Below are 24,470 nucleotides of genomic sequence, written 5' to 3' on the forward strand. Positions count from 1 at the left end.
GATTGTGCGCCCGGGAAATACCCGGCGCGACCCGCATCCGGTGGAAAGAGAGATATGAGCACGCACGCCCCGAACGAGCACGGCGAAGACACGTACGGCGAGCAGACCGAGAAGCTTCAAGCTGACGCGGCCGAGGCCGAAAGGACCGCAGCTGAGGCAACCGAGCACAAGCCGACCCGCCACAGTGCGGTTACTTCCCCCTCCCCCGCGCAGATTAAGCGTTGGCGCCGCTACCTGGCTGATGAAGAGTCGGAGGCGCGCATCTACCGCTACCTGGCTCGCCGTGCCGAGGGCACCGACCGCGAAATCCTTCTGCAGGTTGCTGAGGCGGAGAAGCGTCACCAGCAGCATTGGCGTGACATGCTCGGTGAGCACGCGAATGTGCACGTGCGCCCGTCCATGCAATCTCTGGTGTTGCAGTTCTTGGCGAAGAACTTCGGTTCGGTGTTTATTCTGGCGATGGCTCAGCGCGCCGAGTCCCGCTCCCCCTACACTGAGGATCCAGACGCTACCGAGGAAATGGCGGCTGACGAGGCAATTCACGAGGAAATTATTCGCGCCCTGGCGACTAATGGTCGCGAGAAGCTTTCGGGTAATTTCCGTGCGGCGGTCTTTGGCGCTAATGACGGTTTGGTCTCGAATCTGGCGCTGATTATGGGTATTACCGCATCGGGCGCGTCCAGCTCGATGGTTCTGCTCTCGGGTATTGCGGGCCTGCTGGCTGGTGCGCTGTCGATGGCGGCGGGTGAGTTCGTGTCGGTGCGTTCTCAGCGTGAGCTGCTGGATGCATCCCAGCCGACCCAGGTGACCCTGCGTGTGGCGGGTGATTTGGATTTGGACTCGAACGAGCTGGAGCTCATTTACCGCGCCCGCGGCATGGAGCCGGACGCGGCGCATCACCGTGCGATGGAGCGCTTCGGCTACCTGGATTGTGACTGCGATCCGTCGCTGTCTCACCGCGAGGATGAGGATCGTGAGGAGAACGTAGCTTTGGGTACCGATATTGGTGCCGCCGCTGCTTCGTTTGCGTTCTTCGCTTCGGGTGCGTTGGTTCCGATTCTGCCCTATATCTTTGGCTTGTCGGGTGTGTTCGCGATGGTGCTGTCTCTGCTATTTGTGGGTGCGGCGCTGGGCTTCACCGGCGGCGTGGTGGGTCTGCTTTCGGGCGCTTCCCCGCTCAGGCGCGGTGTTCGCCAGATTCTAATTGGCTTTGGTGCGGCGTTCGTGACCTATCTGCTGGGTCTGGCGTTCGGCACGACGGTCGGCTAATTCCAATTCCTAAATACGCTTTAGACAAGTCTATATAGCCATTACGGAATGCACTTCACTCTCCCATGAGTACTGCATCCTGGGCATAGAAAACCCCGGCGGGTGAATCATCCGCCGGGGGTTTTCTATATGCTCTTAGCCCGTATGAGGGGTTGATCTATTACGGGTGAATCTCCGCGGTGGTGGCCTGACCGGAAACGCTCTCCGAGCCGGTTGCGCCGTTGCCGGAGTAGGTCAGGTTAGCGACCTGCACGCTGGAGGTCTGCTTGTACGAAACCCAGCCGTCGTTTGCCGGGAAGCGCAGCTGCGCCGGCATGAAGTTAGTCTGGCTGTAGTACTTGGTGCCGGACTGCTTCATGGTGTACGCCTTGCTGGTGGTGTAGACGATACGACCCTTGAAGGTGTAGGTGCCGTCGGAGTTCTTGGTGACGGTCGGTACTTCTGCGGTCCAGGTGCCGGCAGTCTGCGCGACGGACAGGTACTTTGCCTGGCCTGCGGAGGCTACCAGTTCGGTGGTCTTACCGGTCAGCTTGCGACCGGAGGGGGCCCATGCCTGACCGTTGATCTTACCGAGCTTAAGGAGCGACTGTGCGCTGGCGGAGACGGTGTACTCAACCTCGGTTACGAAGGTTGCGCCAGCTGCGAGGGTGACGCTGCTGCCGGGGATGTAGCCGGTGCCGGTTGCGGTGTCCTTGGTCGGTACGGACCACCAGAAGCCGCTGGAGGACATGTACGCGCCGTTTGCGCCGGTCTGGGAGTTGGTGACGGGGGTGAACTTACCTTCACCGTTGACGTAGGTTGCGCTCTTGGGCTTGGAGGTTGCGTCGTCCCAGTTGATGTCGGAGTCGGGGGTGCCGGAGGCGGTGAAGTGTGCCTCGGGGGTTGCCGGGTTGATGGTGCCGGTGTTGTTGGAGGATGCGTAGCCGACGTAGCCGCCGTTGTTCTGCACGCTGACGTACACGCCGTACTGTACGCCGGGGGTTTCCTTGGATGCTGCGTAGGCGGGCACTGCTGCGGAGGCTGCGACGACGGGTGCAGACCAGACGCCTGCCTTGGCGATGGTGCGGCGAGAGATGGGCTGGGTCATGAGTGTGGTGATCTCCTGTGAGTGGTGGTGTTTCTTGGAGCCGCCCAGAAAATGATTCTGACTAGGCTCAACGCCCTCCAGTATACAAAGGTTCTGGTCATACTTACATCTTTTTGCGGCACTATGTGCACAATCTTACTTTCTAGTGCAATATTTGCTAGCGTTAGAGGGGCGTTAAAAGCGCAGATGCCGGCAGTCTTTCGACTACCGGCATCTGCCGCAATACTATGCTGTTTACTTCGCTGCGAAGATTTCGCGCATCAGGTTTGCAGCCTCGGAGGGGGTCTTACCGACCTTCACGCCTGCTGCTTCCAGAGCTTCCTTCTTCGCCTGAGCGGTACCGGAGGAACCGGAGACAATAGCGCCTGCGTGGCCCATGGTCTTACCCTCAGGAGCGGTGAAGCCTGCAATGTAACCAACGACGGGCTTGGTCACGTTTGCCTTGATGTACTCTGCAGCACGCTCCTCAGCGTCACCACCAATCTCACCAATCATGACGATTGCTTCGGTCTCGGGGTCAGCTTCGAAAGCTTCCAGAGCGTCGATGTGGGTGGTGCCGATGATGGGGTCGCCACCAATACCGATAGCGGTGGTGAAACCAATGTCGGACAGTTCGTACATCAGCTGGTAGGTCAGGGTACCGGACTTGGAGACCAGACCGATCTTGCCCTTGCCGGTGATGTTCGCCGGGATAATACCAACCAGGCACTCCTCGGGGGAGATGATGCCGGGGCAGTTGGGGCCGATGATGCGGGTGATCTGCTTGCCGTTCTCGTCCACGGATGCCTTAGCGGCTGCCCAGAACTCTGCGGAGTCCTGAACCGGAACGCCCTCGGTGATGACGACGACGAGACCGATCTTAGCCTCGATAGCCTCGAGAACTGCTGCCTTGGTGAAGGCCGGGGGAACGAAGACGATGGAGACGTTCGCGCCGGTCTTCTCCATAGCCTCAGCTACGGAACCGAACACGTTCAGCTCGATGTCGGAGCCGTCCTTCGCCTTGTGGGTGACGGTGGTGCCAGCCTTGCGAGCGTTCACGCCGCCCACAATGTTGGTGCCTGCTGCGAGCATGCGTGCGGTGTGCTTGGTACCCTCGCCACCGGTGATGCCCTGAACGATGACCTTGGAGTCCTTGTTCACAAAGATAGACATATTACTTCCTTGAAATCCTTTGCTGGCGATTACGCCTTGTGAGCGAGCTCTGCTGCCTTGTCAGCGCCGGAGTCCATGGTCTCAGCCAGAACAACCAGCGGGTGGTTCGCCTCGGAGAGGATGCGGCGACCCTCAGCAACGTTGTTGCCGTCCAGGCGCACAACCAGGGGCTTGGTTGCTGCGTCGCCCAGAATCTCCAGAGCCTTCACAATGCCGTCTGCCACTGCGTCACATGCGGTGATGCCGCCGAAGACGTTCACGAAAACGCTCTTGACCTGCTCGTCGCCCAGAATGATTTCCAGGCCGGCAGCCATAACCTCAGCGGACGCGCCGCCACCAATATCAAGGAAGTTTGCGGGCTTGACGTTGCCGTGGTTCTCACCAGCGTATGCAACGACGTCCAGGGTGGACATAACCAGACCTGCACCGTTACCAACGATGCCGACCTCGCCGTCCAGCTTCACGTAGTTCAGGTCGAACTGCTTTGCCTTAGCTTCCAGCGGGTTCTCAGCGGACTTGTCCACGAGAGCCTCGTGCTCGGGCTGGCGGAATTCTGCGTTGTCGTCCAGGGAGACCTTACCGTCCAGGGCGAGGATGGTGCCCTCGGGGGTCAGAACGAGGGGGTTAACCTCAACCAGGGTTGCGTCTTCCTTAGTGTAGACTTCGCCCAGCTTGACGAGAACGGGAACAACCTTCTCCTGCAGTTCTGCGGAGAAACCTGCTGCCTTAGCAATTTCTTCAGCCTTAGCCTGGTCCAGGCCGACCAGCGGGTCAACCTCAATCTTTGCCAGTGCCTCGGGGCGCTCAGCAGCGAGCTGCTCAATTTCCATACCGCCTTCTACCGAGCACATTGCCAGGTAGGAGCGGTTTGCACGGTCCAGCAGGAGGGAGAAGTAGTATTCTTCGGCGATGTCTGCGCCGTCAGCGACCAGCACGCGGTGAACGGTGTGGCCCTTGATGTCCATGCCGAGAATTGCCTTAGCGTGCTCGTAAGCTTCTTCGGGGGACTTTGCGAGCTTAACGCCGCCAGCCTTACCGCGGCCGCCGGTCTTAACCTGAGCCTTAATGACGGTCAGGCCGCCAATTTCCTCAGCTGCTGCCTTTGCTTCTTCAGGGGTGGTCGCAACAATGCCCTTGAGCACGGGTACACCGTGCTTTGCGAAGAGCTCGCGCGCCTGGTATTCGAAAAGGTCCACAGGTGTCCTTCTTCTTCGAAGTGGTGCCGAGTACTGGTGCACTCGGCCTGGTCTCATTAGAGGAGGTTCCCCCGTGTGGTCAGTACGGTGCGATAGGGGTCTCTCGCACCCGGCGCACACGCATCATTGACGCGGGGAATTTCTCTCGTCTCTACTCTATCGGATTCGGCGTGAGCTCGCACTCACAGAGCCCCAAATCTGAGATTTTAGCGACTCAGCTCACAAATATTTTGGGTACATTCCACCCAAAGGCAGTGCACCAGGTAACTAACCCGAGCTAACGCTCCCCCATCCGCCGCGAAATACCGGCGAAAATGCGGCGTTTACCGCCGTGCTCTGCAAAGCCCCGGCCACCTTCTCAGCAGGCGGACAACACGCCCGATACAGCACATAAAAGAGGGGCGGGCACCCTCAGATACCCGCCCCTCCATCGGCGTTGTCAGGTTCTCACGCCTGACGCGTTAGCTCACCTTCTCCAGCGGTGCGTAACGCAGCAGCAGACGCTTCTCTTCCGAACCGAAACGAACCTTCGCCACGGTCTTATCGCCGCTACCCTCAACGGCGAGCACGCGGCCCTCACCGAACTTGGTGTGGCGCACGGTATCACCGACCGCCAGAGTCGGGATTTCCTTGCTCTGGTGAACGCGGGAACGGTTCGTCACCTTCGAGGAGGCAACCGCCGCCAGCCCGTAGCTTGCCGAGCCGTTAATATCCGCGGTGGACGGCTCAGAGCGGCGTGCGGGGCGAGACTCGTAGGGGTCGTAAGAGCCGCGCGAGCTACCGACGCTGTAACCACCCGAGCCATAGCCGCCCGAATAGCCACCGTAGCCGGAACGGGAACCACCCGAATAGCCGCCACCATACGAGCTACCGTAGGAGCTTCCTCCATAGGAACCGCGAGCGCCGTACGCACCCATGCCGGAGGCACCAAAACCCGAGAAACCGGCGGTGCGCTTCCATTCGATGAGCTCCTCCGGGATCTCCTCCAGGAAGGGCGAGGGCGGGTTGAACTGGCTCTTACCCCACATCGTGCGGGTCTCCGAGCGGGTCAGGTACAGGCGCTCCATGGCGCGGGTCAGACCCACGTACGCCAGGCGGCGCTCCTCGCTCATCTCCTTCTCGTCGGTCAGGGCGCGCTGGTGTGGGAACAGGCCGTGCTCCATGCCGGTCAGGAACACCACGGGGAACTCCAGGCCCTTGGCGGTGTGCAGGGTCATGAGGGTAACCATGCCCTGTGCCTTCGCCTCGGCCGCCTCGGCGGCAATCTGCGCAGCGGAGGCACTCTCACCCTCCGCGCTGGCGGGGCGGTTCGGGATCGAGTCGGCATCGGCGACCAGAGCCACGTGTTCGAGGAACTGCTCCAGGTCGGCGCCGGGGTTCTCGGTCTCGAACTCGACCATGGCGTCAAGTAGCTCGGAGAGGTTCTCCACGCGCGACTCATCCTGAATGTCCTTGGAGGCACGCAGAGCCGCCAGGTACCCGGTCTGCTCCAGGACCGCTTCCAGGCAGGTTGCGGCGGGTTCGGTGCGGGCAATCTGCGCCAGGTCGTCCATGAGGCGCACGAACTCGGCGTACTTCTTGACCGCGGCGGCACCCAGGCCGGGGATGTCGGCTGCCTGGCGTGCGGCGGCGTAGAAGGAGATGCGGTTCGCACTCGCGTACTCCGCCACCACGGACTCAGACTTGGCACCGATACCGCGTTTGGGTTCGTTGAGGATGCGGCGCACGTTCACGTCGTCATCGGGGTTGCTCAGGGCGCGCAGGTACGCCAGGGCGTCCTTGATTTCCTTACGCTCGTAGAAGCGGGTGCCACCGACCACGCGGTAGGGCAGGCCGGCACGCATGAGCATGTCCTCGAGGGTTCGGGACTGCGCGTTGGTGCGGTAGAAGATTGCGACGTCACCGGGCTGCACGCCGTGCTCATCGGCAAGGCGGTCAATTTCGCGGGTGATGTAGCGTGCCTCGGCGTGCTCGGATTCGGCAACGTAACCGATGATCTTCGCACCCGCACCGGAGGCGGTCCACAGCTTCTTGGGGCGACGGTCGGGGTTGCGTTCGATGACCGCGTTCGCCGCGGAGAGAATGTTCTGCGTGGAACGGTAGTTCTGTTCCAGCAGAATCGTGTGGGCGTTCGGGTAGTCCTTCTCAAAGTCCGTAATATTACGGATGTCCGCGCCGCGGAAGGCGTAGATGGACTGGTCGGAGTCACCTACCACGGTCAGCTCGGCAGGGGGCACGGCATCCGGGTAGGGGCCGCGGTCAGCCGGTGCCTTCGTGTGGGCGCCGACCAGTTCACGCACCAGCTGGTACTGGGCGTGGTTGGTGTCCTGGTACTCGTCCACGAGGATGTGGCGGAACTTGCGACGGTAGTAGTTCGCGATTTCGGGGAACTTCTTGAGCAAGAAGACGGTGCGGCCAATCAGGTCGTCAAAGTCGAGGGAGTTGGCGGCGCGCAGACGCTGCGTGTAGACGGTGTAAATCTGCGAGACGGTCTTCTCGTACGGGTTATCGCTCACCACGCGGGATGCGTACGCTTCGGCGCTGACCAGCTCGTTCTTCAGCGCTGAAATGCGGTTGCCCACGGCCTTGGCGGTGAACTTCTTGGTGTCCAGGTTGAGCTCTTTAATGATGAGGCTCAGCAGGCGCTGCGAGTCGGTCGAATCGTAAATGGTGAAGGTGGACTTCAAACCCAGGGCGGCGGCCTCACGGCGCAGCACGCGCACGCAGAAGCTGTGGAAGGTCGAGATCCACATGTGCTTGGCGCGCGGGCCGACCAGCGCCTCAATACGCTCACGCATTTCGGCGGCAGCCTTGTTGGTGAAGGTGATGGCGAGAATCTGGCCGGGGGTCGCGCGGTGGGTTGCGAGCAGGTAGGCGATGCGGTGGGTCAGCACGCGGGTCTTGCCGGAGCCCGCACCCGCGACGATGAGCAGGGGCGAGCCGGAGTGCAGTACGGCCTCTTCCTGGCGTTCGTTGAGCCCCGCGGTGAGGGAGGCGGGGTCAACAGCGTTGAGGCTGTGGGTGCGTTCGCCGTAGGGGTCGGCGGGATCGAAGTCCTCGCCGTAACCGCCGACGCGGTAGGCGGGCGGCATGAAGTCACCGAGCGGGTCTGCGGTGGTGAAGGCTGCGGGTGCGCCGGGTACAGGAACGGGCGCACTGGTAGCAGGGGCACCGTAGGCGGGCATGCCGGTGGGCAGGGCGACGGGTACATCCTGGGCGGGCGCCTCCATCACCGGAGCATCCATCACTGCGGCGTCCGTGGGAGGGGCGTAGTAGTCGTCCTCGGCAGGGGGTACGTCGTAGTAGGGGTCGAAGGGCGGCTCGTCCACTGGTGCAGGGTCTACCGGTGCTGCGGGGGTGACGAGTTCGGCGGCGAACAGGCCGTCCTGTTCGGTGAAGGGCTGCTTCTGCTGTTCGGGCTTGTCGCTCATCATCTACCTCGCTGCCTAGAATACACGTTCGATATTCCATGCTACCGCATTTGCTCCGCAGCTCCCACCCTTTCGGTCATCCGCCGCCCTCTCATTCGAGCAAAGATAAGAAAACCGCCCGCGCCTACTAATGCAAGCGACGGGCGGTTTTCTCGTACCGGCGTGAATACCGGTTCTGTGTGCCCCCGAGACGATTCGAACGTCCGACACCTTCTTTAGGAGAGAAGTGCTCTATCCCCTGAGCTACGAGGGCGTACCTATCCAGTATAAAGCACCCCGCACCGCGAGTCCGCACAGCCAGTGTTCACCGCCCTGTGTTCACCACCCGAAGACACCCGCATCCGGCGGCAGAACCGCTCCTACAATGTACGAATGAGCATCTACATTGACCCGCCCACCTGGCCCGCACACGGCACCGTCTTCTCACATCTCATCTCCGATGTGTCCCTGACGGAACTACACGAGTTCGCCGCGACTGCGGGCATCAGTGAGCGTGCCTTCGACCGCGACCACTACGATGTTCCGGCGCACCTCTACGATGAGCTGGTTCGGGCGGGCGCGAAGGAACTCAGCGGCACAGAACTGACTCGCATGCTCATTGCGAGCGGTCTGCGGATTCCGCTCAAGGAACGCCCCGAGAAGATTCGCCCGCGTCTGCTTCGCGCCTGGGAGGCGGCGTTTGCGCCCCGCCTTAATACACCCCGCCTCAAGCATGTGGAGGCTCCTGCCGTGAGCCAAGCTCAACTCACGGCGCAAGTGGCGGAACTGGGTGAGAGCCTGTTGCAGGCGTGGGAGCAGCCGCACCGCACATACCACCACAGCGGGCACCTTTCACAGATGCTCACCGATCTGGACCGCCTCTACACACACCGCACGCAGGGTTCTACTCCCCTGGCGTTGATTCTGGCGGCGTGGTTCCACGACGTGGTCTACGAGGGCGCGCCGGGTGAGGATGAGCGCCGTAGCGAGCAGCTGGCGAGCACCTCCCTGGAGCCGCTGGTTACTGCGGGTCTGCTCACCGGGCACGAGCTGCAGATGGTGGGCCTTCTGGTGCGTGCCACGGCAACCCACGAGCTACCCGAGTCTGCCGATCTACCGGCGGGCTATGAGCGGGCGGATATTCAGTTTTTCCTCGATGCCGATATGGCTATCCTGGCGGCTGATTCGGCACGCTACCGCCGCTACCTGCGCGGGGTGCGTAGCGAGTACTCCCATTTTGACGATGAGGCGTTCCGTGCCGGTCGCATGACCTTCCTGCGTTCGATCCTGGGTCGTAAGCGCATCTTCCTCTCCGAGGAGGGTCTGCAGCTCTGGGAGGAGCCCGCGCGGGCTAATCTGCGTGCTGAGCTCAGCGAGTGGGCGCAGGACCCGCAGGGGCTTCTGCAGGTTCTCGCGTCCTAGCCGCATACATCTAAAACACATACCGCCGAGAATGCGCCCATACTAAGGTGCGCTCTCGGCGGTATTTTCATGGAATCTCTCGGGTACGCAAATCTCGGGTACGCAAAAGGCGCCCACCCCGTGCGGGGTAGGCGCCTTTTGAGAAGTATGTTGGGCTAGACCCAGCTCTTATGCACTAAGGCTTAGAGAGCGGTGTAGTAGCCGTCAACGGACATCCAGGAGGTGGGGTGCACCAGGGTACCGTAGCTGGGGTTCAGAGCGGAAATCATCTTGCCGTCGCCCAGGTAGATACCAACGTGGCTGTAGCCGTTCTGGAAGACGATGTCGCCGGGCTGGGGGTTAGCGGTCGGGCGCAGCTCGTTCTTCATTGCGTAGGTGAAAGCGGTCAGCTTGATGCCGTGCTGAGCGAAAACCCAGGAGGTGAAGCCGGAGCAGTCCCATGCACCGAAGGTCTTGCCGCCCCAAACGTAGGAGCCGCCCAGGCCGCTCATTGCGGTTGCAACGATTGCGTCGCGGGATGCGTTACCGGTGGAAGCGGAGGAAGCTGCGGGAGCAGCGGGTGCAGGAGCTGCAACGGGTGCAACGTAAGCCTGCTGTGCCTCAGCCTGGGGTGCTACGTAGGAGGTCTCAACTGCGGGAGCAGCGGGTGCCTCGGTTGCTGCGGGAGCAACGTAGGTCTGCTGTGCCTGAGCCTGGGGTGCAACGTAGGTGGTTGCGGGGGTGTTGTAGCTGGTGTAGTCGAACTCGTAGTTGGTGTAGTCGTAGGACAGATCAGCAGCAGCGGGGATCTGTGCAAATGCGTTCGCGGGAACGGTCGAGCCGAGCAGGATTGCGCCTGCTGCGAGGGTTGCACCTGCGGTACGTACGATCTTCTTAACCATTGATAATTCCTCCATTGCCTGACGAGGTGAGCTGTCGGACTCGAGCATGGATTCGCTCGGCCACCGAAGTGACTTAGCCCCGAGGCTTCTCGATTGAGAAGCCGTATCCCAGCTTGGGGATTGGGTCCCCCGCTTCTGCCATATTGGGTAGACGTTCATCGAAGCGTTGGCAGAACTCAGCGGAACCGCTTCGACGGTACCCTCTTACGATTAGGATTTGGGCACAGAAAAGAGAATACACAGAAAACTCCCAGTTGTCACCTCTTTCAGCCTTAAATTCCGGGCTTTCACCCCCGGCGGAATGGAGTGGACTGGACTGACTAGCCCCCCGCTTATTTTCGGGAACTTAAGCAGATTAAGGCGCTTGACTAGGCATTTCACAAGGATGCACATTCGCTTTTAATGCACCATCACCCCTTAAGGACAGGGTTCAAAACTCTTAAAAATGACCCTTATCTCTTAAGTGTCCATTCTCAGAGATTGCTCAAGCATCGGCGTTTCCCTCAGTTTCAACCTCAGATTTAAGCGAAAAACACGAAAAATGCACTAGAGCGCAGTTGCTAAAACTCTGTGAGAGGAGTATATGCGCCCGCGCACGCAACCAAACTCTGAAACGCCCGCCCGCTAGGCGCCCCAACCCGAATCCCACCGCAAGACCATATAAACCGCCACAGACACAAAAACGGTGGCACCGCCTCCTCAAGTAAGAAGGCGATACCACCGTTTAAAGCGTGAACTGGGTTAGCGGACTCTCAGAACTAGAGCTTAGAGGCTGCCACCGCGCTTGACCACAATTGCGTTTGCCACGTCCATATCTAGGGAGAGGGTGTCCTCTTCACCATCGGCGTGAACAATCACGTCATCGTTCTGGCCAGCAACCACGGACACCGAAGCGCCGTAGACAATACCTGCGTCAGCCAGCAGCTTCAGCAGCTCAACGTCAGTCTGAATGGACTCGGGGAAGCGAGAAATGGTGAAACGATCCTCGGGACCGGAGTCGCGTGCAGCCAGGGACATGGGCACGGTGCGCTCATCATTCTTCTCGCTAGTGTGGCCCAGGTCCTCCAGGCCGGGGATAGCGTTACCGTACGGGGAGAACTTGGGATCCTTGAGCATCCCCAGGATGCGCTTCTCCACCTTGTCACTCATGACGTGCTCCCAGCGGCATGCCTCTTCGTGCACGTACTCAATTTCCAGACCGATAATGTCGGAGAGCAGGCGCTCAGCCAGGCGGTGCTTACGCATCACCTCGACCGCCTTGTGGCGGCCTTCCTCAGTCAGTTCGAGGTGGCGATCCGGCTCAACGGTGAGCAGGCCATGCTTCTCCATGCGTGCCACGGTCTGGGAAACGGTCGGGCCGGAGTGCTCGAGTCGTTCAGCGATGCGCGCACGCATGGGGACAATGCCCTCTTCCTCCAGTTCGAGGATGGTGCGCAAATACATCTCTGTGGTATCGATAAGGTCTGTCATATATCTCTCCCAGCTATCACCGCAACAGTGCTTAGATAGCACTGCCTAAGTCGTTACTTATTCAATAATCTATTATGTACTTTTTCAGCGGCTTTTGCCACGGCTTAAGTCATTGGCTTAAGTCATTGAGTCGCCCAACAATAACCGTTGGACGACTCAATACAACACCTTATATATACATTTTGTTAGCCCGCCCCTTAGTAAGAGGAGTGGATAGTAGGCTCTATTCTGCGGACTCAGCCTCGGCAGTTTCCTCTGCAGCAGAAGCGTTCTGCGCGGTTTCACTCTCCGCCGAGTTGTTCTCTACGGGCTCACCGGACTCAGCAGATTTCTCAGCATCAGACTCTGCGTTCTCCTGCGCGGCGTTCTCCTCCAGGTCTTCCGGGCGAACACGGTCAGCCCACGGAACCCAATCCGGAGCGATGAGCGCATCATCACCGGGCAGCAGACCAACCTCGCAGATCGTTGCCACGCGGGAGCGAGGCGCACGCGAGAGGGTCGCGAACCAGAACCAGCCACGGTAACCGGGCAGGGTGCACTCAAACAGGTGAGTGCTCAGGCGCTCTTCCTCGGCGCGCACGTGGTGAACCAGACCGATAGCGTGTGCCGGGGCGATCTCTCGCACACCCTGCAGCGCTACGTCCTTAGCGGCGGCAAGAATCTCATCCACCTTGGAGGTGCGGCGCAGCTTGTGCGGAACACCCAGGGAGGGGACACCTACCTCTTCATCCAGCGGGGTGAAGGGGTCGGGGGTGGAGTCTTCGTTCTGTTCAGTTTCTTCGGTAGCGGATTCCTCGGAAGCAGATTCTTCAGCAGGCGTCTCAGCCACCTCAGGCTCCTCAGCGTTCACGGAGGGCTGAGTCTCAGCAGGTACAGCGCTACCCTCGTCGGTGCTCTCAGGCGCGGCAGAAGGCGCAACGGACTCTGCGGGCGCGTCAGTAGCGGGCGTAGTTTCGGGGAGCAGTTCAATAACCTGTTCAGACATACCCCTATTAAAGCATCTCGCGTGCACAAACAGTGCGGTCGCTCCCCTAAGCTTCACATACGCTGTGAATTTGGGTCTCAAACCGCTAAATCTGGGGCTTCGCCCACGAACAGCTGTGTGTGAGCTGATACCGTTAAATTCATGAGTAATGAACCCGTACAGGACACGCGCAGCACCGCAGACCAGGCGCCCGCGCCCCTTCCCTACGCCGGAGCCATCCGTTGGCTCGGCGCGGCAGGTGCGCTTCTCGCCCTGATTTGCCTGCTCACCGGAGTCGCCATGCTCGTGATGAAGTGGGTTGGGGCAGCGCCGCCCGCCCTCATGAGCCAGATTCCGCTGGTCCTCCTCCCCGTCGCCTTTATTGCCCTCATGGCCGCACTCATTCTGTCGGTCATGCGCCGCAACAAGGCATAAAGATTTGAGCCGCAAGCTCACACACATCATTCACTTATCAAGTACAGCCTGCCATTCAGAGAGAAAGATAGAGTATGTCTGCTGAAGCAAAACTCCTAGTCGTCGATGACGAGTTCAACATTCTTGAATTGCTCGCCACCTCCCTGCGTTTCGCCGGTTTTGAAGTAGTTACCGCCGGCAACGGCCGCGAAGCCCTCGAAAAGGCACACGCCGAAAATCCCGACCTCATCGTCCTGGACGTCATGATGCCCGGCATGGACGGCTTCGAGGTGACCCGCCGCCTGCGCGAAAACGGCACCACCACCCCCGTGCTCTTCCTGACCGCAAAGGACGCCACCGAGGACAAGGTGACCGGTCTGGGTGCCGGTGGTGACGACTACGTCACCAAGCCCTTCTCCCTCGACGAGGTAATCGCCCGCATCCGCGCGATTCTGCGCCGTAGCCGCAGCGTCCAGGAAGAGGACGACGCCGTACTGCGCGTTGATGCCCTCACCCTGAACGTGGACACCCACGAAGTGTTCCTCGGTGACGAAGAGATTGACCTCTCCCCCACCGAGTTCAACCTGCTGCACTACCTGATGCTCAACGCCAACCGCGTGCTGTCCAAGGCGCAGATTCTCGACCACGTGTGGGAGTACGATTTCAACGGCGACTCCTCCATCGTTGAGTCCTACATTTCGTACCTGCGCCGCAAGATTGACAACAACCGTGAAAACCACGAGCCGCTCATCCACACCAAGCGCGGTGTGGGCTACATGATTCGCGGTTCTCGAGGCTAACGTGGCGCTCAAACCCCTCGACCGGATCCCCCAGTCTCTTTCCCTTCGCACCCAGCTGGTGCTCATCACCTCCATGCTCATCGCCCTCTCCATTGCGGTGACGAGCCTGGTGGCGATTTCCGCTCTGCGCGCCCAGATGGTGCACCAGCTGGACGAAGAGATGAAGAACAGCGCCCCCTCACTCGTGCAGCTGGCGACCGTGCGCCCCTCCGGCAATCAGGAACAATCCCTGAGCACCTACCGCCTGTACCTGCTCGACAAGGACGGCAACGTACTGTACTCGCTCAAGTCCGAGGACAGCGAACAGTTCAGCGAGCCGGCGTTGCAGGGCTGGACCGAAGAGAAGGTTCGCAAGCAAAATGAGGAGGCGGTCACCGTCAACTCGGTGGGCAGCTCCTCCGATTGGCGTGTGCTCGCCGTGCCCATTGAAACCAACGACACGTCAGGTTTGCCGGAGGCGGCCTCCCTCATCATTGCCATGCCGCTGAAGCAAACAAACCAGGTGGTCGCCCTCGTGGGTGTGCTGACCTTCGCGTTTGGTTTGGCGACTCTTGCCTCCGCGATTGCGATGACCTGGGTGATTGTGACCCGCACCTTCGAGCCGCTGGCTCGCGTGGAGCAAACCGCCGCCAAGATTGCTGCCGGTGACCTCTCTCAGCGTATTGAGGACTACAACCCCAGCAACGAGATTGGTAACCTCGCGGTTTCGCTGAACACGATGCTCACCCAGATTGAAATGCTCTTCAAAGCCCGCGAGAAGAGCGAGGCGAAAATGCGCCGATTCGTGGGTGACGCTTCGCATGAGCTACGCACCCCGCTGGTCAGTATTCGAGGCTACTCGGAGCTGTACCGTCAGGGCGCTCTGCCCACCGATGAGGCGGTCGCAACCGCGATGAGCCGCATCGAGTCGGAGTCCAAGCGTATGGGTCAGCTCGTGGAAGACCTGCTGACCCTGGCGCGTATTGATGAGCGCCGCGAATCCAAGCTGGCACCCTTCGACCTGTTCAACCTGGCGGTGGACGCTAGTAACGACGCCTACGCTACGGCACCCGATCGTGCGGTGTCCCTGGTGGGCCTGAACGAAGAGGTGGCACCGACCTCCGCAACCGTGCTCGGCGACGAATCGCGTCTGCGTCAGGTCGTGGCAAACCTGCTGACCAACGCCATGCGCTACACCCCCGACGGCTCTCCCTTAGAGATTGCGGTGGGCGTGCGCGAAGAGGTTCCCGGCTTCCCGCTGTCCGTGCTGGAGGTGCGCGACCACGGCCCCGGTATTCACGGCGAAGACCGCGAGCGCGTCTTCGAGCGTTTCTACCGCACCGACACCTCGCGTTCGCGTGAGACCGGCGGTACGGGTCTGGGTCTGTCCATTGTGGCTGCGATTATTGAGCAGCACGAGGGCAGGATTCATATTGACGAGACCGATGGTGGCGGTGCTACCTTCGTGATTTCTTTGCCGTTCTATCCGCCGCCTGTCTCGGACGATCAGCTGATGAAGTAACACTGACGCATAAACCCCCGGATTGTAGAACTTGAGTGTTCTACGGTTCGGGGGTTTTGCTGTGCCCTGGAGGCGGGACTATATCGCGGCGGGGCGATAACTCGCGGCAGTGCGAGTGAGGAGAGCGCGGGGAGGAGAAGCTGCGCGGCTCAAGAACAGCGGGGGCAACCTCGTGTGCGTCATGGCGGCGTCATTTTCGGGAGGGTTTTCGATTTTTTCGAGGTGCTGGAGTGAATCTGGCGGGTTTATCCACAGATTTATCGAAACATCATTTTTTAGCTTATTTGATGCATTTTGAAAGATATAGTGATAACAAGCTTCCGGTCAGGAACTCAACCCTTCCAGAGATCCAAACCCCAAGCACCACCACGGGGCAACCGCCCCACCCATCTCACATATCTCAAAGGAGAAAACCATGGCACAGTTCAATGTCGATTCCGAAGTCATCGCAGCCAAGAGCGCACAGGCACGATCCTACGTCGCATCCATCACCGCAGACGTCAACGGTATGACCGCATCCCTGCACGATCTGCAGAGCTCCTGGACCGGCTCTGCATCCGCTAACTTCCAGGGCGTACTGGACCAGTGGCACGCAACCCAGCGCCAGGTCGAAGCATCCATCACCCAGATCAACGAGGCACTCACCCGCGCAGGTGTGAACTACGCAGACACCGAGCAGGCTAACGCCTCCATGTTCGTCGGCTAAGGGGGCAGGGCAATAAGCCCAGAAGCCCACCCGCAGGCAGGCGGTAGACCGGGCGGCTAAAAGGTCCGGCCGCACGGCACACCGCCCGCCAGATTCGCCAGAAGGCGGCGAACATTTATTGAGAAAACCCCGTCGCATCCTCGCAATTGAGGATGCGGCGGGGTTTTATTGCACGGAAATCTTTGGGCTCAAGAGCCCAATCCTTAGGAGCTGAGCGTTAGGAGCTCAGCTTTAGGAGGCGGGGGTCTCCTGGCGGAAACGCAAACGCCACAGGCCGCGCTCAGCGTCGTAATGCCAGATACTTGAACGGCTCACGCGGCCGCGCGCGGTGGCAACCGCCGCCATGACCAGCACGCTAGAAGAATCCAGCACCTGCACGCCCTGCTTGAGCGGGGCACCCTGCTGGGTGAAGGCGCGTTCACGGTACTGCAGCACCGAGGAGCGGGACACCGACTTGCCGGTGGCGGTCACCCACACCAGTCGCTCGTGCAGCATGGATTCCAGCTGCGCTGCTTCCATGGCGGAGCCGCGGCTTTCGAGCAGCTGTTCTGCGGCGGAGGCTTCCTCAGGGTTCAGGACAGCGGGGTTCGGAGCAGACGCGGCGGGAGCGGTGCGCGCGGGAGCAGAAGCGGGCGCTTCCTCCACGGGTGCCTCAACCTGAGCGGACTCTACGGTCTGTGCGGGCGCCGCGGCGGGCTCCGCGGCCGGATCTACCGCCTGCTCTTCTGCGTGCGCTTCCGTCTCGCCCAGCAGTTCCGCCGGGTCAACATCGTTCGGGTCCATACCCGCGAACTCTTCCAGACCGGTCAGGTCATCCTCTTCTTCCGCCTGCGCGGCGTTCGATGCCTGCTGAGCGGTCTCCTGCTGGCGCGCCAGCGCCTTTGCGTCACGCTCAGCGGCACGCTCCGCCGCGAGCGCCAGCTGTTCCTTGCGGGTGCGGACCGCCTCCGGGTCGGGGGCGTTCACCGCGGAGGCGGGGCGCAGCAGACCTGATAGGCGCAGGCTCTCCACGCCGCGCTGGGCGTTCTCAATCTCGGCTGCGGTGAATTCCTGCACGGGCAGGTGAGCGTCCGCGGAAGACTCGGAGGGCGCTGCCCCAGAGAGCGCAACCTCAGAGAGGGCAACGTCAGAGAGTGCAGGTTCTGCAGCCGGAGCATTCACAATCGGCGCTTCAACAGCCACAAGCTCCACAGCCGCAGCCGCAGGTTCAGCAGAGGCACCGAAGCCGGGGCCGTGCGCAGGTTCGCGACCCTCCTGATAGGCGCGCGCGGCACCATTCGCCAGGGAGTCCGCCTTCTCATTGAGCTCGTGACCGGCGTGGCCCTTCACCCAAATAAACTCGTAGTCGCGGCCGGTCAGCGCCTGATCCAGCGCCTCCAGAAGATCGCGGTTGAGCACGGGCTTGCCATCAGACTTCTTCCAGCCCTTCTTCTTCCAGCCGGGCATCCACTTGGTCAGCGAGTTAATGACGTACTGGCTATCGCAGTACACGCGTAGCTTCGCCTCCGGGCGGGATGCGGTCGCCTCGAACAGGTCCAGGACCGCCTTGAGCTCACCCATGTTGTTGGTGCCGTGCGCCCAGCCGCCGCTCGCCCAGTGGTCGTCGTCGATATACCATGCCCAGCCCGCCGGTCCGGGGTTGCCCAGCGCCGAGCCGTCTGCGGCGGCAATGATCTCTTGCGTGCTGTTCACGGTGCCTTCTTTCTGCGCCGCCGCTCTATCGTGCGGGCGGCTGTCCGTAATGATGTCTGTGATGACTTTACCGCACCGGCGGCGAGGGTGCGTAGCGCGCGGTTACAGCTGTGGACAACCTCAAGCAGACTTGTAGCGCCATTTGCCGTAATGCCGGGCGGGTACACTAAACCTATGAGCTATTCTGCCCCCGAAACACCCAGCGCACAGCACCCGGAGCGCCCCCGTCCGAGCGAGCGCGTGCAGATTTTCGCTCTTCCCACCCGCACGATGTACGGCTCCCTGCGTTTTAGCTGGTTGAGCTACCTGGGGCTTGCTGAGCAGCAGCATGCGGCGCAGTTGCCGACCTCCACGGCGGCGGTCAGCTACCTGAGCACTCAGGCGCTTATGCGCGCCATGGCGGCGGCGCGTCTGGATGTGCCATCCAGTGCCGCTTCTGAGATTGAGGTGGATCGTTCCTGCACCCTGTGCACCAGCGGTAAGAAGCATGGTAAGCCGCGTATTGCGGGCGTAAATTTCAATATGTCGCAGGTGAATCCGCTGGTCGTGGGTGCGTTTAGCCGTAACCCCTCGGCGGTGCTCGGTGTGGATGTTGAGACTCTGGATGCGCGCCTGTTCTCCGGTTTTGCGCGTCTGGCACTCTCCAATGAAGAACGTACGTTCTACGAGCGGGTGGCGCAGGAACGCCCCGCGCCCGTACTGCATCTACTCTCGGTGGCGCTGTGGACCGCTAAGGAGGCTGTGCTCAAGGCGACCGGCCACGGTCTGAGCGTGGTGCCTTCCCTGGTTCGGGTGCAGCTCACCGATGCACTGCTGGATGCGCTCGAACTTGCCATGAACGAGGAGGTCCCGGGTGACCTTCTGAGCAGCAACGCTCCCGAGCCGACCGCCCTGCGCGTACTGACTCAGGACAGCTTGACCGCCCAAGCGACCTTTAGCGCGCCCGCGGCTCAGGGCGGCGAGGCTATCGAGCGGAGCTTTAGCCTGCAGTGGGTACCCGTGGCACTGCCCGATGCGGAGAACCCCGAGCACGCCCAGAAGATGCTCATCGCCCTGGCAGTGGAGAACCCTGCCGAGGGTGAGCCCGCGCAGGTTGAGGCTCAGCTTCTGCCGGTGGCTACTCCCCTGGAGCTCAAGCGCCTGCTCACCGATTAGTCGCGCTCAATCCCCTAACACCTGATACAACGACGGAACGCGCCCGCCATGCCAGCGAGCGCGTTCCGTCGTTTTATTCAGTCGTTGTATTCTGCCTCGTCAAGGCGTTCGTGGCAGAGCCTAAGGGGTATCCTCACCCAGGGTATCCACGCCCAGGGCGCGGCCAAAGCTACCGAGCTTCGTACCGGTCTCGGTGTGCTCCAGCTCTGGGTCGGACTCAGCCACAATACCCGCACCGGCGTACAGCACCGCCTCCTCCGGGCTGACCTGGGCGCAACGCAGCACCAGCGCCCACTCGCCGTTACCCTCGGCGTCCATGTAGCCAACCAGGCCGCCAAAGTAGCGGCGCTCGAAAGACTCCAGCTGGCGAATCAGTTCCAGCGCCTTCTCAGTGGGGGCACCGCAAATCGCGGGGGTCGGGTGGATCGCGCGGGCACCGTCCAGGCAGGTCAGCCCCTCCTTCAGCACGCCGTCGATGGGGGTCGCCAGGTGCCACAGCTGCGGGGTCTGTAGCAGCGAGGGCACCTGCGGTACGTTCAGCTCCTCGGCGATGGGTGCCAGGCGCTTGGCAATATCGTTGATGACGTAGGCGTGCTCGTGGCGGTCCTTCGGCGAGGCGAACAGGCGGTCACGAATCGCCTCGTCCTCGGCGCTACCGGGCTCGGCAATGCGCGGGGCGCTACCGGCAAGCGGGTGGGTCTTGAAGGCGCGGCCCTCGGTGCGGAACACCAGCTCCGGGGAGGCACCCATCAGGTAGCTTCCGTTCATTCCGCGCTCGCCCTCGGGCAGGCGCACCGCAAAGTTGAATGCGGAACGCTGCTGGGCGCGCAGGTTGTTGTACAGCGCCTCCAGGTTGAGGGCGCCGGGTGCGTAGTGGGCGGTGAGCACACGCGAAAGCACAATCTTGCTCAGCTCACCCGCCTTCATACGCTCCACGGCGGTCGCCACGGCGGCACGGAACCGGTCGTTCTGCCGACCGGTGACCGATACCGGCTCGGCAAGCGCCACGGTCTGCTCGGGGACCGGCACCTGCTGCTCCTCCAGGCGTTCGGGCACGAAGAGGTAGGCGGACATATCCGGGTCAAAAGGAATCAGGCCCACGACGGCGCTACCGGCACGTTTCGCCTCGTCCAGGGCATTATCGAAGGTGACAGGGGTCATCGCACCGGATGCGCGCAGGACGCGGGTGCCGGTGGCAAAGATAAAGTCGGGAAGGTTCGTCATCGTACTTCTATCAGTGGTGTGCGGGTTCGCGCCAGAAGCATTTAGGATATATGCGGGCGCGGGTACAGTCCGGGCTCGGAGTACCGTTAGAGGGTCGCACCGCCGTCGGCGACAATCTCCTGCATGGTGATGTGGCGGGCCGCCTCCGAGATGAGGAAGGCGTTGACCGCCGCAATATCCGCCGGGTCGGCAATACGGCGCAGCGGAATGCCCAGGCGGAAGGTTTCCGGGTTACCGGCAACCGGCAGGGCGGAGCGGTCCTCGCCCTCCCAGGCGTCAGTCACCATGGGGGTTCGGGTGGTGCCGGGGCAGACCGAGTTCACGCGAATACCGTGCGCGGCAAGCTGCAGACCGAAGCTGGAACTCACGCGTGCTGCCGAGGCCTTGGACGCACCGTAGGCACCAAACTCCGCGCGGGGCACACGTGCCGCGTTGGAGGCGACCGTCACCAGGGAGCGGCTGTTCGCCGGGTCGCTCTCCTGCTGGTCAATCATGATGCGCGCGAATTCGCGCAGACACAGGAACACGCCGTCGGAGTTGACCGCGTGCAGACGCTTCCATGTGGCGAAACTGGTTTCCAGTAGCGGCTGGCTGTGGGCGATGCCCGCGGCGAGCACCGCGCCGGTGATGGGTTCGTCGAGTGCCGCTACAGCGTTGGCGAGGGCGGTGACGGACTCTTCGCTCGTAACGTCTACGGCGCGGTAGCGGAAGATCGCGTCCCCGTAGGTACCGAAGGAGGCAATGGGCTGCTCCGCGAGGTCAGCCGCAAACACCGAATAACCGTTCTTGATGAGCTGGTGGACGGTTGCCTCACCAATACCGCCGTTCGCGCCGGTCACAATGACCCAGCTCATGCGCGCGCCTCCTCAGCAGTCTCAGCCTTCTCAGCACCTTCTGCAGCATGCAGGTCGGCAAGTACATCGGCGGTGTTCAGCACGCGGGCGCAACGACCCGAAGCGTACTCGCACGCCGTGCGGTGCTCACCTTCCGAGAAGTCGGCGAGCGCATCCGCGACCATGAACGGCTGAATATCGCGCATGAACGCCTCCAGGGCGGTGGTCAGGCAGCCAATATGCGCGTACACGCCGCCGATAATGAGCTGGTCGCGACCGGACTCCTTGAGCAGGTCCTCGAAGGGGCTGCGCACGAACGCGGAGTAGCGCCACTTGGTCAGCACGGTGTCGCGGTCGGTGGGTGCAAGTGCGTCGAGCACGCGGGCAGACTCGTCATTCTGCAGACCGTCGCCCCAGAAGTCGATGAGCAGGCGGCGGTCTTCGGGGTTCTGGCGCGGCGGCTGCGCGGTGTAGTAGACCGGGATTCCGGCGGCGTGGGCGGCATCAATGAGGCGGCGCAGGTTCCGAATGGCGATGTTAATCTGGGCGTCCGGGTTATCGTTACCCTCACCCAGGTTGGCCCCTTCGAAAGCCTGGACGAAGTGTACCTGCATGTCGTGCACGAGCAGTACAGCGCGGGAGGGGTCCACGGGCCAGCTCACTCGGTTGCTGTGTTCACGGTCGACGTAGGTGTAGGGCTTGATTTTGGGCAGTGCCATGATTCTCCCGGTTCGTGCCTTTGGTTTTCGGTTGTATGCGCGGCGCAGGCGATGCACTGTGGTTGGTGTAGCAGCGAGTGGGTGTCTCCTCCGAGCCCTCTCGCGCTGACCACCCAATCGGCGAGCTTGCGCTTATCTCATAACCATCTTAGGGCATGCTTAGCTACTAGGTATATATGAGCCTTAACAAAAATGCTTCCCCACCCGCACCTCCGTTGACAGCACAACGGGCGGAACGGGCAGGGAAGCACTCAGACAAGCAGAAACGCTATACGAACCGCGAATCCAGACGCGATTCTAGTTCAACTAGTTCACGGGCGCCGCGACAGCAAGAACCTCATTCAGACCCTCAGTGATCGAGGGGTGAGTGTAAATCTCATCGCGCAGCTGCGAAGCAGTAATGCCGTGGCGCATCGCCAGAGCCACCAGGTTAATAACCTCCATGGACTCGATTACCAGCAGCTGGGCACCCAGAATCTGGTCGGTCTGCGCGTCAATCACGAACTTCATGATGCCGCGCGGGTTCTCCTGGGTCTTCGCGCGCGGCATCGCGGCAACCGCGGCAACAGGCTTCGAAGCGACCTTCACCTTGTGGCCAGCCTCAATTGCCTCACGCTCGGTCAGGCCTACGGAAGACAGCGGCGGGTTCATGTAGATGGTCGAAGCCACTGCCTTGCGGTCCTTGGTGGAGCGGGAACCGTCACCGACCAGCTGGGAGAGCACCACGCGGTAGTCATCCAGCGAAATGTAGGTGAACTGCGGGCCGCCGTTCACGTCACCGAGCGCGAAAATGTTCGGCACGGTGCTGCGCAGGTGCTCATCCACGACAATTGCGCCGCGGTCGTTGGTTTCGATGCTGGTGTTCTCCAGGCCCAGACCCTCGGTGGCGGGCTTGCGGCCGGTCGCAACCATCACGTAGTCCACCTCCAGCTGCTGAGTAGCACCCTCGGAGTCGAGGTAGGTCACGGTCACCGAGTCAGCGCCGTCCTTGAAGGACTGCACGCGCACGCCGGTATGAGCGGTAATGTCCTGATCTGCGATAATCTCGCGGGCAACCTGGGCAACGTCCTCATCGTAGCGTCCGAAGAGGGCGGGGGCACCGTCCAGAATGGTTACCTCAGTGCCGTAGGAGGAGAAAATACCGGCAAACTCAACACCGATGGGGCCGCCACCGATGATGCCCAGGCGCTTGGGGCGCGGGGTGAGCTTCTGCAGCTCGGTGGAGGTGAGCACACGCTCAGATTCGCGGACGCCCTCAATCGGCGGGATGACCGACACGGCGCCGGTGTTGACGATGAAGTAGTCGGCGGTAACGCGCAGGGTGTCCTCGCCCGCGGTGACCTCAACCTCGGTGTCGGAGATGAAGCGTGCGTGACCGTCAATGAGCTTGGCAGTCTCGTTGGACAGCAGGATCTCGCGGTTCTTGGCGCGCATCATGCCGGTCAGTTTGTCACGGAAAACCACGGCGGATTCGTAGGCGGCGTTTGCCTCTTCAAGGGTGCGCTCGCCGCTGGCGCGGAACTCGTCGGCGCGGTGTACGAGCGCCTTGGTGGGTACGCAACCGATGTTGATGCAGGTGCCGCCGTACATGCCGGTGGACTGTTCGATGAGGGCAACGTTCTTACCGGTCTTCGCATATGCGCCGGCGAGGGTCTTACCGCCCTTGCCGAAGCCAATGACGACCATGTCAAAGTGCAGCTGAGCGGGGGTGGTCATAATATTCTCCTGTGAAATTTAGATGATGATCTCTTCACAGAGTTCAACGGGAAGAAATGAGTATTATTCCCGCGCGCCACATTTTTTCTTGGCCCCAGCCGCCCCTCAGCCCGTGCGGGCGTAGACTGAAACTACCCGGCTCCCTACGAGAAGCCAGCCTACGAGCAGCCAACATTTTCAGGAGGACTTTATGAAAACCCACGATATTCTGCGTGACGCCGCCAGCCGCCCCGGCATCGAGGCCGCCGTAGCCGTCAAAGGGCTATCAGCGGAGGCGCTCAACGCCCACCCGTGCGGGCACCCGAACTCTATCGCCTGGCTGCTCTGGCATGCCGGACGACAAATGGACATGCAGCTTTCTGCTCTGAATGGTCAGCCGCAGGTCTGGGAGACTCAGGGTTTCAGGGAGCGTTTCAACCTGGGCGAGCTCGGCGACACCATGGGCTACGGCCACACCGCCGAGCAAGCACGCTCCATTGTGGTTGAAGATTCTGCCCTGCTGGTGGAATACCTTGTGGCGACCGACGAGGCGCTTGCCGACTACGCGCAGACACTGAGCGAGGCTGATTTGAGCGAGATTATTGACCGTTCGTGGACTCCGCCGGTAACTCGCGGTATGCGCCTGGTCAGCCTGATTGACGACGCAACCCAGCACGTGGGTCAGGCGGCGTACGCGGCGGGTATTCTCGCCGCGCAGGATTTCGCGGCGTAGGATTAGGATTTCACGCCCGCTAGAGGGGAACGAAAAGGCGGTGGCGCCTCGGATGGTTGTATCCGAGGCGCCACCGATTTTTACGTAGTCTCTCCTAAGAGGCCAGTTTATATTCGCTTATGGACATGAATGACATTTTCCATCTGA

Annotated in this window: 20 protein-coding genes, 1 tRNA gene and 1 riboswitch; of the genes, 8 read left to right on the forward strand and 13 right to left on the reverse strand. The window is 61.4% G+C overall.

Annotation, left to right across the window (positions count from 1 at the left end):
• Window positions 1–54: 54 nt before the first annotated feature.
• Entirely contained in the window at window positions 55–1,269 is a 1,215-nt protein-coding gene (locus HMPREF2527_RS06265) for a VIT1/CCC1 transporter family protein (protein ID WP_070507182.1), read from the forward strand.
• Between the two features lie 160 nt (window positions 1,270–1,429).
• Here HMPREF2527_RS06265 and HMPREF2527_RS06270 read toward each other — a convergent pair whose 3' ends face one another.
• From HMPREF2527_RS06270 to HMPREF2527_RS06290, 5 genes are all read right to left on the reverse strand, one after another.
• Window positions 1,430–2,356 carry an amino acid oxidase gene (locus HMPREF2527_RS06270; RefSeq protein ID WP_070507185.1) on the reverse strand — a complete coding sequence of 309 codons (927 nt, stop codon included), beginning with the start codon at window positions 2,354–2,356 and terminating at the stop codon, window positions 1,430–1,432.
• A gap of 234 nt (window positions 2,357–2,590) precedes the next feature.
• The gene (gene sucD, locus HMPREF2527_RS06275) at window positions 2,591–3,508 is read right to left on the reverse strand and encodes a succinate--CoA ligase subunit alpha (RefSeq protein ID WP_005504562.1); all 918 of its coding nucleotides are present in this window, start codon (window positions 3,506–3,508) and stop codon (window positions 2,591–2,593) included.
• Window positions 3,509–3,537: 29 nt separating this feature from the next.
• Entirely contained in the window at window positions 3,538–4,704 is a 1,167-nt protein-coding gene (gene sucC, locus HMPREF2527_RS06280) for an ADP-forming succinate--CoA ligase subunit beta (protein ID WP_005504561.1), read from the reverse strand.
• A gap of 461 nt (window positions 4,705–5,165) precedes the next feature.
• Entirely contained in the window at window positions 5,166–8,138 is a 2,973-nt protein-coding gene (locus HMPREF2527_RS06285) for a UvrD-helicase domain-containing protein (RefSeq protein WP_070507187.1), read from the reverse strand.
• Window positions 8,139–8,315: 177 nt separating this feature from the next.
• Window positions 8,316–8,388 (reverse strand) — tRNA-Arg (locus tag HMPREF2527_RS06290).
• A gap of 119 nt (window positions 8,389–8,507) precedes the next feature.
• On the opposite strand from HMPREF2527_RS06290, the gene HMPREF2527_RS06295 reads away from it, so the two are divergent.
• A complete protein-coding gene (locus HMPREF2527_RS06295; RefSeq protein ID WP_070507189.1) occupies window positions 8,508–9,536 on the forward strand; it encodes a DUF4031 domain-containing protein in 1,029 nt (342 codons plus the stop codon).
• A 182-nt stretch (window positions 9,537–9,718) separates the two neighbouring features.
• On the opposite strand, the gene HMPREF2527_RS06300 is transcribed toward HMPREF2527_RS06295, so the two are convergent.
• The 3 genes from HMPREF2527_RS06300 to HMPREF2527_RS06310 form a co-directional block, all read right to left on the reverse strand.
• Entirely contained in the window at window positions 9,719–10,417 is a 699-nt protein-coding gene (locus HMPREF2527_RS06300) for a C40 family peptidase (protein WP_070507191.1), read from the reverse strand.
• A riboswitch (cyclic di-AMP (ydaO/yuaA leader) is annotated at window positions 10,418–10,577 on the reverse strand.
• Between the two features lie 605 nt (window positions 10,578–11,182).
• Window positions 11,183–11,887 carry an iron-dependent transcriptional repressor DtxR gene (locus tag HMPREF2527_RS06305; RefSeq protein WP_044150089.1) on the reverse strand — a complete coding sequence of 235 codons (705 nt, stop codon included), beginning with the start codon at window positions 11,885–11,887 and terminating at the stop codon, window positions 11,183–11,185.
• Window positions 11,888–12,110: 223 nt separating this feature from the next.
• Window positions 12,111–12,872, reverse strand: coding sequence for a DUF3027 domain-containing protein (locus HMPREF2527_RS06310; RefSeq protein ID WP_044150088.1), 762 nt, complete (start codon window positions 12,870–12,872; stop codon window positions 12,111–12,113).
• Between the two features lie 141 nt (window positions 12,873–13,013).
• Between HMPREF2527_RS06310 and HMPREF2527_RS06315 the strand changes: the two genes are divergently transcribed.
• From HMPREF2527_RS06315 to HMPREF2527_RS06330, 4 genes are all read left to right on the forward strand, one after another.
• Window positions 13,014–13,286 (forward strand): hypothetical protein, encoded by a 273-nt coding sequence (locus HMPREF2527_RS06315; RefSeq protein ID WP_005504529.1) that lies wholly within the window; start codon window positions 13,014–13,016, stop codon window positions 13,284–13,286.
• A 74-nt stretch (window positions 13,287–13,360) separates the two neighbouring features.
• Window positions 13,361–14,065: a response regulator transcription factor gene (locus HMPREF2527_RS06320; RefSeq protein ID WP_005504528.1), complete on the forward strand. Its 705-nt coding sequence runs from the start codon at window positions 13,361–13,363 to the stop codon at window positions 14,063–14,065.
• A 1-nt stretch (window position 14,066) separates the two neighbouring features.
• Window positions 14,067–15,566, forward strand: coding sequence for a sensor histidine kinase (locus HMPREF2527_RS06325; protein WP_070507194.1), 1,500 nt, complete (start codon window positions 14,067–14,069; stop codon window positions 15,564–15,566).
• A 415-nt stretch (window positions 15,567–15,981) separates the two neighbouring features.
• Window positions 15,982–16,272: a WXG100 family type VII secretion target gene (locus HMPREF2527_RS06330; RefSeq protein ID WP_005504526.1), complete on the forward strand. Its 291-nt coding sequence runs from the start codon at window positions 15,982–15,984 to the stop codon at window positions 16,270–16,272.
• A 231-nt stretch (window positions 16,273–16,503) separates the two neighbouring features.
• On the opposite strand, the gene HMPREF2527_RS06335 is transcribed toward HMPREF2527_RS06330, so the two are convergent.
• Window positions 16,504–17,964, reverse strand: a complete 1,461-nt coding sequence (locus HMPREF2527_RS06335) for an RNase H family protein (RefSeq protein ID WP_070507196.1) — start codon at window positions 17,962–17,964, stop codon at window positions 16,504–16,506.
• Between the two features lie 174 nt (window positions 17,965–18,138).
• Here HMPREF2527_RS06335 and HMPREF2527_RS06340 point away from each other — a divergent pair, with 174 nt between their 5' ends.
• Window positions 18,139–19,119 carry a 4'-phosphopantetheinyl transferase family protein gene (locus HMPREF2527_RS06340; RefSeq protein WP_070507198.1) on the forward strand — a complete coding sequence of 327 codons (981 nt, stop codon included), beginning with the start codon at window positions 18,139–18,141 and terminating at the stop codon, window positions 19,117–19,119.
• 120 nt (window positions 19,120–19,239) lie between these two features.
• Here the strand turns inward: HMPREF2527_RS06340 and HMPREF2527_RS06345 are convergent, their stop codons facing one another.
• The 4 genes from HMPREF2527_RS06345 to HMPREF2527_RS06360 form a co-directional block, all read right to left on the reverse strand.
• A complete protein-coding gene (locus tag HMPREF2527_RS06345) occupies window positions 19,240–20,343 on the reverse strand; it encodes an isochorismate synthase (protein ID WP_070507200.1) in 1,104 nt (367 codons plus the stop codon).
• Between the two features lie 86 nt (window positions 20,344–20,429).
• Entirely contained in the window at window positions 20,430–21,197 is a 768-nt protein-coding gene (locus HMPREF2527_RS06350; RefSeq protein WP_070507203.1) for an SDR family oxidoreductase, read from the reverse strand.
• Window positions 21,194–21,895 carry an isochorismatase family protein gene (locus HMPREF2527_RS06355; protein ID WP_070507205.1) on the reverse strand — a complete coding sequence of 234 codons (702 nt, stop codon included), beginning with the start codon at window positions 21,893–21,895 and terminating at the stop codon, window positions 21,194–21,196. Before HMPREF2527_RS06355 ends, HMPREF2527_RS06350 begins: the two co-directional genes overlap by 4 nt.
• Window positions 21,896–22,201: 306 nt before the next feature.
• Window positions 22,202–23,611 (reverse strand): FAD-dependent oxidoreductase, encoded by a 1,410-nt coding sequence (locus tag HMPREF2527_RS06360; RefSeq protein ID WP_070507207.1) that lies wholly within the window; start codon window positions 23,609–23,611, stop codon window positions 22,202–22,204.
• Window positions 23,612–23,801: 190 nt separating this feature from the next.
• Between HMPREF2527_RS06360 and HMPREF2527_RS06365 the strand changes: the two genes are divergently transcribed.
• On the forward strand, window positions 23,802–24,323 hold the full coding sequence (locus HMPREF2527_RS06365) for a mycothiol transferase (RefSeq protein WP_070507209.1): 522 nt from the start codon (window positions 23,802–23,804) through the stop codon (window positions 24,321–24,323).
• Window positions 24,324–24,470: the final 147 nt, after the last annotated feature.

Source organism: Rothia sp. HMSC071B01, from assembly GCF_001808945.1.
Taxonomy (GTDB): Bacteria; Actinomycetota; Actinomycetes; order Actinomycetales; family Micrococcaceae; genus Rothia.